The organism is Brevibacillus brevis, assembly GCF_900637055.1.
Classification (GTDB): domain Bacteria; phylum Bacillota; class Bacilli; order Brevibacillales; family Brevibacillaceae; genus Brevibacillus; species Brevibacillus brevis.
Genome location: NZ_LR134338.1, coordinates 6141881 through 6155163, shown reverse-complemented (window position 1 = coordinate 6155163; position 13283 = coordinate 6141881). Strand labels below are relative to the sequence as shown.

At 48.9% G+C, this 13283-nt stretch carries 13 protein-coding genes; 12 read left to right on the top strand and 1 reads right to left on the bottom strand.

Going from position 1 to position 13283, the window contains the following annotated elements; genetic code table 11:
* Nucleotides 1–144 precede the first annotated feature (144 nt).
* On the top strand, nt 145–1746 hold the full coding sequence (locus tag EL268_RS29905) for a CTP synthase (RefSeq protein ID WP_106654796.1): 1602 nt from the start codon (nt 145–147) through the stop codon (nt 1744–1746).
* 73 nt (nt 1747–1819) lie between these two features.
* On the opposite strand, the gene EL268_RS29900 is transcribed toward EL268_RS29905, so the two are convergent.
* The gene (locus EL268_RS29900) at nt 1820–2614 is read right to left on the bottom strand and encodes a lipid II flippase Amj family protein (RefSeq protein ID WP_047069842.1); all 795 of its coding nucleotides are present in this window, start codon (nt 2612–2614) and stop codon (nt 1820–1822) included.
* 171 nt (nt 2615–2785) lie between these two features.
* Here EL268_RS29900 and EL268_RS29895 point away from each other — a divergent pair, with 171 nt between their 5' ends.
* The 11 genes from EL268_RS29895 to EL268_RS29845 all read left to right on the top strand — a co-directional run bounded on the left by EL268_RS29895 (nt 2786) and on the right by EL268_RS29845 (nt 13240).
* Nucleotides 2786–3160: a response regulator gene (locus tag EL268_RS29895; RefSeq protein ID WP_007725537.1), complete on the top strand. Its 375-nt coding sequence runs from the start codon at nt 2786–2788 to the stop codon at nt 3158–3160.
* A 103-nt stretch (nt 3161–3263) separates the two neighbouring features.
* Nucleotides 3264–4118, top strand: a complete 855-nt coding sequence (gene fba / locus EL268_RS29890) for a class II fructose-1,6-bisphosphate aldolase (RefSeq protein ID WP_016740164.1) — start codon at nt 3264–3266, stop codon at nt 4116–4118.
* 14 nt (nt 4119–4132) lie between these two features.
* Nucleotides 4133–4777, top strand: coding sequence for a fructose-6-phosphate aldolase (gene fsa, locus EL268_RS29885; protein WP_015893657.1), 645 nt, complete (start codon nt 4133–4135; stop codon nt 4775–4777).
* A 79-nt stretch (nt 4778–4856) separates the two neighbouring features.
* The gene (locus EL268_RS29880) at nt 4857–6140 is read left to right on the top strand and encodes a UDP-N-acetylglucosamine 1-carboxyvinyltransferase (RefSeq protein WP_106654795.1); all 1284 of its coding nucleotides are present in this window, start codon (nt 4857–4859) and stop codon (nt 6138–6140) included.
* A gap of 28 nt (nt 6141–6168) precedes the next feature.
* On the top strand, nt 6169–7131 hold the full coding sequence (gene glpX / locus EL268_RS29875; protein ID WP_106654794.1) for a class II fructose-bisphosphatase: 963 nt from the start codon (nt 6169–6171) through the stop codon (nt 7129–7131).
* A 63-nt stretch (nt 7132–7194) separates the two neighbouring features.
* The gene (rho, locus tag EL268_RS29870) at nt 7195–8475 is read left to right on the top strand and encodes a transcription termination factor Rho (protein ID WP_017252384.1); all 1281 of its coding nucleotides are present in this window, start codon (nt 7195–7197) and stop codon (nt 8473–8475) included.
* 75 nt (nt 8476–8550) lie between these two features.
* Nucleotides 8551–9453, top strand: a complete 903-nt coding sequence (locus tag EL268_RS29865) for a M23 family metallopeptidase (RefSeq protein WP_106654793.1) — start codon at nt 8551–8553, stop codon at nt 9451–9453.
* A gap of 70 nt (nt 9454–9523) precedes the next feature.
* A complete protein-coding gene (locus tag EL268_RS29860; protein ID WP_106654792.1) occupies nt 9524–10789 on the top strand; it encodes a radical SAM family protein in 1266 nt (421 codons plus the stop codon).
* A 106-nt stretch (nt 10790–10895) separates the two neighbouring features.
* The gene (rpmE, locus tag EL268_RS29855) at nt 10896–11096 is read left to right on the top strand and encodes a 50S ribosomal protein L31 (protein ID WP_106654791.1); all 201 of its coding nucleotides are present in this window, start codon (nt 10896–10898) and stop codon (nt 11094–11096) included.
* A gap of 84 nt (nt 11097–11180) precedes the next feature.
* The gene (locus EL268_RS29850) at nt 11181–12632 is read left to right on the top strand and encodes a cryptochrome/photolyase family protein (RefSeq protein ID WP_106654790.1); all 1452 of its coding nucleotides are present in this window, start codon (nt 11181–11183) and stop codon (nt 12630–12632) included.
* A gap of 32 nt (nt 12633–12664) precedes the next feature.
* On the top strand, nt 12665–13240 hold the full coding sequence (locus tag EL268_RS29845) for a thymidine kinase (RefSeq protein ID WP_106654789.1): 576 nt from the start codon (nt 12665–12667) through the stop codon (nt 13238–13240).
* The last annotated feature ends 43 nt before the right edge of the window (nt 13241–13283 follow it).

Sequence of the window (13283 nt, the reverse complement as noted above, 5' to 3'; positions counted from 1 at the left end):
AAATATGGGAAACTATAAAACAAAAGTGCCCCTACCCCATTTCTTTACGGGATAGGACTCGCTTTTGTTTTTCTTTTTTTTTGGAGCCGTCTTCATTCGATTTTTATAACAACTTAAGGGTGAGGGAAAGAGGGGACGTTAACGATGACGAAGTATATTTTTGTGACAGGCGGGGTTGTATCCTCGTTGGGAAAAGGAATTACAGCGGCTTCTCTGGGCCGACTCTTGAAAAATAGGGGTCTGAAGGTAACCATCCAGAAGTGTGACCCATACATCAACGTTGACCCGGGAACGATGAGTCCGTATCAACACGGGGAAGTTTTCGTAACGGACGATGGTGCGGAAACAGACCTGGACTTGGGCCACTATGAGCGCTTTATCGATATCAACCTGAGCGCTAACTCCAATATGACGACTGGTAGAATTTACTCGACTGTCATCGCCAAAGAACGCCGTGGCGATTATTTGGGAGGAACCGTTCAAGTTATTCCTCACATCACGAACGAAATCAAAGATCGCATTTTCCGTGCAGGTCGCGAAACCGGGGCAGATGTTGTGATTACCGAGATCGGTGGAACTGTTGGGGATATCGAGAGCTTGCCATTCCTTGAATCCATCCGCCAGATCAAAAGTGACATCGGTCGTGAAAACGTCATGTACATTCACGTAACCCTGGTACCATATATTAAGGCCGCGGGTGAAATGAAAACCAAGCCTACGCAACACAGCGTGAAAGAACTGCGCAGCTTGGGTATTCAGCCAAACGTGATCGTGACACGTACGGAGCAACCGATGACGCAAGAAATGAAAGACAAGCTGGCTCTGTTCTGTGATATCGATAAAAATGCGGTAGTGGAATGTGTAGACGCTGACAGCCTGTACGATGTACCACTGCAATTGCAAGCACAAGGATTGGACGATTATGTATGCCGCCACTTGGGTCTGACTTGCCAGGAAGCGAATATGACAGAGTGGAAATCGCTCGTATCGAAAATCAAAAACCTGTCCAAAACGACTACCATTGCAATCGTTGGTAAATATGTAGAATTGCATGATGCGTACTTGTCCGTAGCAGAAGCGCTGTACCATGGTGGCTATGCGAACGACTCCAAAGTAGAAATCAAATGGGTGCACGCGGAAGAAGTTACGCCAGAAAATGTTGGCGAACTGCTGGGTGATGTAAATGGTATCCTCGTACCGGGCGGCTTTGGCGATCGTGGTATCGAAGGTAAAATCATCGCTACGCGCTATGCTCGTGAAAATAAAGTACCATTCCTCGGAATTTGCCTGGGTATGCAAATCGCTGTGATCGAGTTCGCTCGCCACGTAGCGGGTATGGATGGCGCAAACAGCTCCGAAATCAACCCGAATACAGCGTATCCGGTGATTGACCTCTTGCCAGAGCAAAAGGATATCGAGGACAAGGGCGGTACCATGCGTCTTGGTCTCGGTCCAACCAAAGTGGAAGAAGGCACGCTGACTGAGGCTGCATACGGAAGCACCCTGGTTTATGAACGTCATCGTCATCGCTATGAAGTGAACAACGAATACCGTGATCAATTGGCGCAAATGGGCTTGCGTTTTGCGGGTACAACTCCAGATGGTCGTCTGGTTGAAATCGTGGAAGTTCCAGAACATCCATGGTATGTAGCGACACAGTTCCATCCAGAGTTCACATCTCGTCCGAACCGTCCACAGCCACTGTTCCGTGACTTCGTGAAGGCTTCCCTGAACCTGAAAAAATAACGTAGATCGATAAATAAAAAGACGCACCCGCGATGTAAAGTCGCAGGTGCGTCTTGTGCTTTTTTTAAGCAGATTAATGAAACAAGGGCGAGAGCCAGGCTACCCAATAGGCGGCGGGAATGAGCAGGAATTGAGCCAAAATCGTTCCAATAAAACGTGAGATCATCAGCCACAGGTACATGTCACGAATCGATTGCTGCGTGGTTTTCCCTTGCATTGCTTTTTCTGTCAAAAGGGCAATTTGCGGGTCTACCAGAATCGTCATGAAAATCGTGGCGAAACCGTTGATTAATCCAGAAGACATCAAAACGGTTGCTTTGTAATCCGGGGCTAATAATGTCGCGTACAACACGGACAGTACGCTGCTTGTGTAGATCGCTGTCCCCAATGCATTTAATAACAGTAATCGTTTGGGAACTCCTTTGATTCGAAACCGAGAGATGGCTTGCCAGCTAGGAATCCGGACATGATGGTGGACACGTCGGATGGTTTCGACAGTAACTGCCGTGCGAATCATTTGCGGAATCGAGCCCGCTATTTCCAAGTGTGAGATCATTCGTTTCGATATTTGAACAAAAGTGGGAAACAGTACGATAGCCGCCAAGGTTCCGAGCGAGGACGATGCAATAATCACGTGCAATTGCGTGCTGGGATCAAAGTGCTCGATTGCAGCTTGATCCATCAATCCCCCAGTGAATGGACCTTGAATCAGGTTGGAAGTACGGGAGAGGAGCAATACGATCCCGACCAAAGACATCGCTACAGCTATCCTGCCCGTTTGTACCCCTGCAAAACGGATCCCGTAGGTAAGCGTCTCTGTCGTATGGATAATAAATGTTAACAAGCAAATCAGCCACAGAGCATCCATAGTGAGTATCTGGCTCCTTGTGTGTAGGGGAAATTGGTTTTTCCCATTATACTCGAAATGAAGCCTATGGGAAATTTTAAGTTGACGTTCAGCAAAAAAGGTGAAGGAGTTTCCTGTTTTTAGGCGAACCCATAATAATTAAGAAAACGCATTCGTCAGGGGGGAATCAGAATGTTCGACAAACAAGATAAAAAGGTACTGGTTGTGGATGACCAGTATGGGATTCGCATTTTACTGTATGAGGTGCTGGGAAAAGAAGGGTACAAGACCTTTCAGGCAGCAAACGGGAAAATGGCATTGGAGATCGTGGAAAAAGAATCGCCAGATTTGGTTATCCTCGACATGAAGATCCCTGGGATGGATGGTATTGAGATCTTGAAACACATCAAAAAGATCAATCAGGAAATCAAAGTCATCATGATGACAGCTTACGGAGAGCTGGACATGATCAAAGAAGCAACACAACTGGGAGCATTGACTCATTTTACAAAGCCGTTTGATATCGATGAACTACGAATGGCAGTGCATCAGCAATTAGCTTGTTAGGAACTGACTGCTAAGGTCAGGGTACAAGCGTCCCTGTTAACAAATGCTTGTCTGTGGTATAATAAGCCACATGACTGAAGTCTGCTAGAGGAGGATTTACAAAATGCCACTGGTACCTATGACCGCTTTTACCGAAGACGTCAAAAAGCATAAATACGCCGTCGGACAATTTAACCTGAACAATCTGGAGTTTACTCAAGCGATTACGGAAGCCGCGATGGAAGAAAAATCGCCTGTGATCTTTGGTGTTTCTGAGGGTGCACTGAAATACATGGGGATAGATTATACAGTAGCGATTGCAAAAGTGGCTGCTGAACGCGCAGGAGTTCCTGTTGCTTTGCATCTTGACCATGGTAGCAATTTCGACATGGTAATGAAGTGCATTCGCGCTGGGTTCTCTTCTGTTATGTTCGATGGTTCCCATCATTCGTTTGAAGATAACCTTCGCCTGACCAAACAGGTTGTAGAGGCTGCTCACGCTGTTGGCGTATCGGTAGAAGGTGAACTCGGTACCATCGGCGGGGTGGAAGACGACTTGTCTGTTGACGAGGAAGATGCTACCCTGGCAAATCCTGAGGAAGCAATCCGCTTCTGGGAAGAAACAAAAGTAGACTACGTAGCGATTGCTGTAGGTACAGCACACGGTATGTACAAAGGAGTTCCGAAAATCCGCTACGACATTATCGAAAAAGTAGCGAGCAACATTGGAGCGCCGATCGTTCTTCACGGTGGTTCCGGCGTACCAGACGAAGCGATTATCGAATCCATCCGTTTGGGCGTAGGAAAAATCAATGTAAATACAGAAAGCCAAGTCGCATGCACGGAAACAGTTCGCAAAGTGCTGGCTGCCAAGCCGAATGAGATCGACCCACGCAAATACCTAGGTCCTGCTCGCGATGCGATCAAGGAAGTAGTCAAAGGAAAAATGCGCTTGTTCGGAAGCAGCAACCGCGCGTAACTGGGAGGATAATCATGCGTTTTTTGATTGATACAGCAAACGTTGAAGAAATCCGCGAAATTCACGAATGGGGAGTTCTGGCGGGCGTAACGACAAATCCGTCCCTGGTTGCAAAAGAAGGACGCGATTTTGTAGAAACCCTGAAAGAAATTCTCGATATTGTTGACGGTCCGATCAGTGCCGAAGTCATCAGTACAGATGCAAAAGGCATGATCGAAGAGGGAGAGAAGCTCGCTGCTCTCTCGAAAAACATCGTCATCAAGCTGCCAATGACCGCAGAAGGTTTGAAGGCAACCAAGTATTTTGCCAAACGCAAAATCAGAACAAACGTAACACTGGTGTTCTCCGCGAACCAGGCACTTTTGGCTGCGCGCGCAGGTGCGAGCTTCGTGTCTCCGTTCCTGGGACGTCTGGATGATATTGGTCAAGATGGCATGCAATTGATCGAAGATATTGCAGAAATCTTTTCTGTTCACGGTATCGACACCGAAATCATTGCGGCATCTGTGCGCCACCCTGTTCACGTAACGGAGGCAGCGCGCCGTGGTTCTCACTTCGCTACCATTCCAGCGAAAGTCTTCAAACAACTCATTGCCCATCCACTGACAGACAGTGGCTTGGAGAAATTCCTCGCTGACTGGGCAAGCATGCAAAAATAAGGACACGTGTTGAAAGTCCAAGCACCTTTTCCATTGGGGAAGGTGCTTCTTTCCCGATTACGCCTGAGGAGAGCAAAGCATGGATAAGCTGATCATCAACGGTGGAAAACCGCTCGCGGGGACGGTGACCATCAGCGGAGCAAAAAACAGCGCAGTCGCACTCATCCCAGCAGCGTTGCTGGCAGATGGACCCGTTGTTATTGAGAATCTCCCCCGTATTCAGGATGTAGGTATTTATCACGAGCTCTTGCAGGAAATGGGAGCTGACGTGCTGTTCGAAGAAGATTGGATGGAAATAGACGGACGCAGTATGAGGCTGATGCTCATGCCAAATGGTCGCATCAAAAAGCTTCGTGCCTCGTACTATTTGTGGGGAGCCTTACTCGCCAAGTTCGGTGAAGCGCAGGTTGGCTTGCCAGGTGGATGTGATTTGGGCCCGCGTCCAGTAGATTTGCATATCAAAGGCTTTGAAGCAATGGGCGCCGAGGTGGAGAACAAGAACGGCGTCATGACCATCCGTGCCCAAAATGGACGTTTGCAGGGTGCGCGAATTTATCTCGATCTGGTCAGTGTTGGTGCGACGATTAACATCATGCTGGCTGCTGCCAAAGCAGATGGTGTGACGATTATTGAAAACGCTGCCCGTGAGCCTGAAATCGTCGATGTAGCGACCTTGCTCAACAACATGGGAGCAAACATCAAAGGTGCCGGAACGGACATGATCCGCATTAAAGGCGTGGAACGATTGCGTGGATGCCGTCATACGATTATCCCCGATCGGATCGAAGCGGGGACGTATATGATTGCGGCAGCGGCTACGAACGGCAATGTTATGGTGGAGAATGTCATTCCAAAGCATTTGGAGTCTGTAACGGCCAAGCTGCGCGAAATCGGTGCGCAAGTGGTAGAACAGGATGACAGCATCCAAGTCATCGGACATGATTCTTATCGATCAATCGACGTGAAAACGAGTCCGTATCCGGGTTTTCCAACGGATCTCCAGCAGCCGATCACGACCTTGCTGACTCTTGCCAAAGGCTCAAGCATCGTGACGGACAATATTTACAGCTCGCGTTTTCGACATGTAGATGAATTGCGTCGCATGGGAGCTTCCTTGAAGATTGAAGGAAGATCCGCTGTCATCGAAGGCGGAAGCAAACTGAATGGTGCCAAAGTGGTAGCTTCGGATTTGCGTGCGGGAGCAGCTCTGTTCATTGCCGGCTTGGCAACGAACGGCAAGACAGAATTAGAAGGACTTGAACATATAGATCGTGGCTACGAAAACTTGGTGGGCAAGCTGCAAGCCTTGGGGGCCGATATTACTCGGGTAGGCCTGCAAAGTATGGAAAACCACCAGCGTTAACCAATCACCAGGAGAGGAGTCTTCCAGAATGGAACGCAGTTTAACACTTGAACTGGTACGTGTAACTGAAGCCGCTGCTTTGGCTTCTGCCAGTTGGATGGGTCTCGGAAAAAAAGATGAGGCTGACGATGCGGCAACGACCGCAATGCGCAATGAATTTATGAAAGTGCCGATGGATGGCGTCGTAGTAATTGGCGAGGGCGAAATGGACGAAGCGCCGATGCTATACATCGGTGAGCGTCTGGGCCAGGGAGTGGCTCCGGCAGTCGATGTGGCTGTAGACCCTTTGGAGGGAACGAATATCCTTGCAAAAGGAACATGGGGAGCGATTTCGGTCATTGCCATTGCAGACCGGGGAAATTTATTGCATGCTCCTGACATGTATATGGAGAAAATGGCAGTAGGGCCTCAGGCAGTCGGCAAGGTCGATATCAACGCACCGGTTCGAGATAACCTGAAAGCGGTAGCGCAGGCACAAGGGAAAGATATCAGCGATTTGGTCGCTATTGTGCTTGACCGTGATCGTCACTCTAAGGTGATCCACGAAATTCGTGAGGCAGGTGCGCGTATTCGCCTCATCTCAGACGGAGACGTAGCCGCTGCGATCAATACGGCTTTCCCGGATACAGGTGTAGACATTTTGTTTGGTTCTGGAGGAGCTCCTGAAGGTGTTCTGGCAGCTGTTGCCTTGAAATGCCTCGGGGGAGAAATTCAGGGCAAGCTCTTGCCACAAAATGAAGATGAGATTAAACGCTGTGTCAAAATGGGATTGACTAACCCTCATCAAGTGCTGTTCATGGATGATTTGGTGAAAGGTGATGACGCCATTTTTGCAGCGACTGGTGTAACGGATGGCGAGTTGCTCAAAGGGGTTCGCTTCCAAGGAACTCGAGCGACGACCAATTCCGTAGTTATGCGTGCAAAAACCGGAACGGTACGTTTCATTGAAGGGAACCACCGCTTAGAACGCAAGCCGATGAACGGTTTGTAAAAACAATTTTTGCATTTGTATGTTGAGCTAGTTTTTCAAGAGTAAATAAAGAGTGGTGGATGTATGTTACTTTCTGAACTAGAAGAAAAGAAGCTGACCGACCTCTATAAGCTGGCTAAGGAATATCACATTCCGTACTACTCCCAGCTGAAGAAGAAGGAATTGATTTTCGCGATTCTTCGGGCACGAGCGGAGCGGGATGGTCTCATGTTTATGGAGGGGGTTCTCGAAATATTGCCGGAGGGATACGGCTTCCTCCGCCCCATTAACTATCTCCCCAGTTCGGAAGATATCTACATCTCCCAGTCGCAGATTCGCCGTTTTGATCTGCGGATGGGGGATGTGGTATCCGGAAAAGCAAGACCACCGAAGGAGAATGAACGTTATTTTGGACTCCTTCAAGTAGAGGCAGTGAACGGAGAAGACCCTGAGACAGCCGCAGAGCGTCTTCATTTCCCCGCATTGACACCGTTGTATCCTCAAACCAAGCTTGTACTGGAGACAGCCCCTGCACGTGTTTCCACTCGCCTGATGGATCTTCTTTCTCCTGTTGGACTGGGTCAGCGTGGATTGATTGTAGCTCCGCCAAAAGCGGGGAAAACCATGCTGATCAAAGAAATTGCCAACAGCATTACCGAAAGCCGCCCGGATATTCACTTGTTTGTCCTGCTCATTGATGAGCGTCCGGAAGAGGTGACGGATATGCAGCGATCTGTCAAAGGAGAGGTAGTTGCCTCTACTTTTGACGAGTTGCCTGAGAATCACATCAAAGTTGCTGAGCTTGTCTTGGAGCGTGCAAAGCGATTGGTTGAGCACAAAAAAGACGTGGTGATCCTGCTGGATTCCATTACGCGTCTCGCTCGTGCCTACAACTTGGTTATTCCGCCAAGTGGTCGGACCTTGTCCGGTGGTATTGATCCGGCAGCCTTCCATCGTCCGAAGCGCTTTTTTGGTTCGGCGCGGAACATTGAGGAAGGCGGCAGCTTGACCATTTTGGCGACTGCTTTGGTTGAGACCGGCTCCCGTATGGACGATGTGATCTATGAGGAGTTTAAAGGAACCGGAAACATGGAGCTTCATTTGGATCGCAAGCTGGCGGAGCGCAGAATTTTCCCGGCGATCGATATCCGCCGTTCGGGTACGCGCCGCGAAGAGCTTCTGCTCACCAAAGAAGAGCTGGATAAGCTGTGGATGATCCGGAAGAACATGAATGAAACAAATGAGTTTGTAGACTCCTTTATTAAAAAGTTGGCAGATACAAAAACAAACGAAGAATTTTTGCAAACCCTTGAGTCTAAGCAACAGGGCAGAGGGAAAGCAGCTAGCACGACGGTGAGTTCATAATGACTCACCGTCATTTTTTTTGTGGTGCTGGCATACCGTTAGGAAGGGAGCTGGAAAAGAAGGAGGAGATGCTTCGTGGAGTACGTGCAAGTTAGCGCTCCGGTGGAGTCACAGATGGAAGCGAAAAAAGCAGTCGTGGAGCAAGCGCTATTTCAAGCGTTTAATCCCTACGCCAGTCTGGCTTCGCCTGCACCAGCAATAAAAGGAAATTCAGTGGTGTACGCTGTTCGGCAAGGAGATACGCTATCCGGTATTGCCCAGCGCTACGGTCTTTCTTTAAAAAATCTGGTAGAGGCGAATACCATTACGAATCCCCATTTGTTAAGTGTGGGTATGAAGCTAATCATCAAGCGTGATGAAGTCGGACATATGGTGAAACGGGGAGAAACACTGGATTACATAGCAAGGCGGTACGGTGTGAGTCGGGAATCGTTAATCGAGCGAAATCCGCTGCTTAAATGGCTGTCGGACAACCTGTATGTCGGACAGGTCGTGTATGTCCCCATCGATAAAGGCAATCCGATGTTGGGCAACGATCCGGAGCAGAAGCGAAGTGCCGTTCAAGCGGCAAGTCGACAAGTCGTCACGAGGATTCGCGGCGGCCTCAGTTGGCCTGTCAGAGAAGCTACGATTACAAGCGGATTTGGAGCCCGTTGGGGAAAAACACACAAGGGTGTGGATTTGTGGAATGAACAGGAATCAAAGACCCCGATCTTGGCAGCGAGGGCGGGAGTTGTGGTGGAGGCAGGCGCCAACCGGTCAGGGTATGGGCGGATGGTCGTGATTGATCACGGAGATGGCTTGCAAACCTTTTATGCCCATATGCGTCTCTTGCTGGTGTCACCTGGCCAAACCGTAGAAGCAGGTGAGATATTGGGATACATGGGGCAAACGGGTAACTCTACGGGCTACCATTTGCACTTTGAAGTGCGACAGGATGATGTGCCGATCAATCCACTTCCCTATCTTGCCAGGTAACCCTATACAATTTACATTGCTTTTTCAATGCGATACAATGGGCAAAGCAAAGAAGCGAGGCGATTTTCCCATGTATTTAGTTTACGCAGATGAAAAAGGCAATGTATACGACCACCCAGGTCTTTTTGCAGTGGCTCGTAACGGAGATATATTGACAGAAATTCTGGAAGAAGAACTGATCCCGCTTCCGGAAGGATCGACGCTGGTCAGTTTGCCGGACACCGAGCCGATCGGAATGGACCCTGACACAGGTGAAATGGTCAAGTTGGATGGCTGTACAGCAGTAGGCGCACTTGTGCCACAAGGAATTACAAGGCTCTTGCTGCCAGGCTACGTGAAAACGAACAAGGAAAGCAAGCTGCCTTTGTTTGGCTACTCCGCAGTGGTCTGGAAGGATAACCGCTTCTGGGTAACGGGGCGTGAGAGTGACGATATTTACAAATGGGACCCGTTGAACTTCCCGATGGATGAACTGCGCCAGCGAGTGGCAAAGACGTTGGAGACGTTTCCGCAAAACCGCATTTTGAACCACTTGTCCCACTGTGCGTTGGAGTACGAATGCTTGACGGCCTCCAATAACTTTTTCAACCGCTGGGAAGGCAGCTTGCCTGTTTCCTATACCTGTAATGCCGGTTGCTACGGCTGTATTTCCGAGCAACCAGATGACAGTGGATTCCCTTCTCCACAGACGCGGATGAACTTCAAGCCGACAGAGGACGAGCTGGTAGAAGTCATGTTGCACCACCTCAAGACACCAGAGAGCATCATCAGCTTCGGACAGGGCTGTGAGGGTGAGCCTTCTACGATGGCTTCCATCATTGTTCCAGCGATGCGTCGTGTACGGGAAACGACAGATATGGGCTTTATCAACATCAATACGAATGCGGGCCTGACGGATCACATCAAAGGCATTGTCGATGCCGGCCTTGATCTGATGCGTGTGAGTATCATCAGTGCGATTGACGAACACTATAATGCCTACTACCGCCCGCGCAACTACACGTTGGAAAATGTAGCGCGTTCTGCTGAGTACGCTGCATCCAAGGGTGTGTATACCTCCATTAACTACTTGTGCTTCCCTGGCGTGTTTGACCGCGAAGAGGAAATGGAAGCGATGATCGAATTCATCCGCAGAACAGGTATTAAACTGATTCAGTTGCGGAATCTGAATATCGATCCAGAGAGTTATCTGGCGATGATTCCAAAAGCGCAAGGCGAAGTATTCGGCATGAAGCAAGCCATCGAAATTTATCAGCAGGAGCTGCCAGATGTCGTAATCGGTTCGTTTACACATATTCCTCCAGATCAACTCCAGCGCAGGAAAAACATGGCGTAATCGGCCAACCAGTTGCATTTCGGCAGTGTTTCATGCTACTATCTGATATGTGTTTATATAACTCTGTTTCGGCAAACGATTCAGGGCGGAAAGAGGTGTAGAAGAGATGAAACAAAACATTCATCCTAAGTACAACGTAGTAACAGTTAGCTGCGCATGCGGTAACGAATTTGAATCCGGTTCCGTGAAACAAGCGTTGAAAGTGGAGATCTGCTCCAACTGCCATCCTTTCTTCACAGGAAAACAAAAATTCGTTGATGCAGGCGGCCGTGTAGACCGTTTCAAACGCAAATACAATCTGTCCTAATCAGAATGTATGGGAACAACCAGGTAGAGCAATCTGCCTGGTTTTGTCTTTTTCTGGCACTGATTTTTTTCGGGAGGACAAACGATGACTGCCATAGTTTGGTTCCGCCGGGATCTGCGCTTGCATGATCATGCTGCTCTGCACGCAGCCATGCTCGCAGGCGACCCGATTATTCCTGTTTATATAGTAGAGGATTCGCTTTGTCTTTCTTCGACTGTAGGAGATAAGCGACTGCATGCGCATTTTTCTGCGATAGCTTCACTCTGCGACGCTTGGGCTCAACTGGGAGGACGCCTCTTGATTCGCCACGGTAACCCACTGCAAGTGCTCTGTCAATTAGTGCAAGAGACAGGTGCAGATAAGCTGTTTTTCAATCGGGATTATACACCAGAGGCTCGCAAGCGAGACGAGTTGGTGTCAGAAGTGTTGAGCAGTCACGGCGTGTTTGTACATACATGCAAGGATTTGGTTTTGCATGAGCCCGGGGAAATTATGACGAAGCAGCGGACGCCGTATGCCGTTTTTACACCTTATCGCTGCGTTTGGCAGACGCTGCCTAAAGAGAGACCGTTCCCTCAGCTGTCAACATGGAATCTATTTGATCGGTTGAAGGAATTAGCGAGTGAGCCGGTTCCTACCGTGGAAGCGTTTGGACGAAAACGACCGATTGGCACCGAGTGGGAAATGGAGCAGTTCGGGGAGCGAGCGGCACGTAAACGATTGCAGCAATTTTTAGATGAAGACATTTATACGTATAAAGAAAAACGCGACATGCCAGGGGTGAATGCGACCTCCCGGCTATCTTTTGCCCTAAACGCAGGTACTCTGTCTATACGGACGGTGTATCATAGCGTACAGGAAGTGCTTGCTTCCGCGCAGGGTGAGCAGGTTGCCTCGATCGAAGCTTTTCTTACGGAACTCATTTGGAGAGAATTTTATCAGCAGGTTCTTTATTTCCATCCGCACACGACTGACCATGCCTACCTGCCACAATTTGAAACGGTCGCTTGGGAAAATAGGAAGGATTTTTTTACCCATTGGTGTCAAGGGGAAACGGGCTACCCGATTGTCGATGCCGCCATGAAGCAGTTGAATGAGACGGGATGGATGCACAATCGGCTGCGGATGATCACCGCTTCTTTTTTGACGAAGGATTTGCTTGTGGATTGGCGTTGGGGAATGGCCTATTTCGCACAGCAGTTGATCGATTTCGATGAAGCGGCAAATATCGGGGGTTGGCAGTGGAGTGCTTCGACTGGTACCGATGCGCAACCGTATTTTCGGATTTTTAATCCGGTCACACAAGGGGAAAAGTTTGATCCAGACGGTGCATTCGTCAAAAAATATCTTCCCGTACTGCGTGAAGTACCTCTACAATATATTCATAAACCGTGGGACATGCCGGAGCATATCCAAGAGCAAGCAGGCTGCAAGATTGGCTTCGACTACCCGATTCCTTGTGTGGACCATGCACAAAGAAGAAAGCTGGCCATGGCCTTGTTTCAGGAGGCAAAAGACCGCCATGCAAAGACTTAAGTAACGACTTTTAGGCAAAGGGAGACAGAGACGTGGCACAACTATATTTTCGGTATGGAGCGATGAATGCTTCCAAATCCATTCAATTATTGACCGTTGCCCACAACTACGAGCAATCGGGGAAAAAAGTAGTAGTGTTTACTCCAGCAGTTGATGATCGCTATGGCGTGGGAAAAGTTGCTTCGCGTGTTGGGATTAGCAGAGAAGCGATTCCGATTAACGAAGAGACCGATCTGTATCAAATCGTAGAAGCAGAGTCAGTCAAGCCGCATTGTGTGTTGGTTGACGAGGCTCAGTTTATCAGCCGCCACCATGTGGACCAGCTCGTCAGGATCGTAGACAAGCTGGGAATCCCCGTAATCGTCTATGGCTTGTTGAAAAATTTCAAGAATGAGCTCTTCCCTGGCAGCGCCGCTCTGTTGTGCGAGGCTGATAAAGTAGAAGAAATTAAAACGGTTTGTGTTTACTGCAATAAAAAGGCGACGCATATTCTCAAGTTCAAAAATGGACAACCCGTCTACTCTGGGGAGACGATTGAAATTGCTGGGAATGATACATACAGCAGCGTCTGTCGCAAGCATTACTATACCCCTCCAGTTACCGAATAAAGAAAGCATAAGCCACCCCTGTTTGTCCCGTGCATGAGCCCAA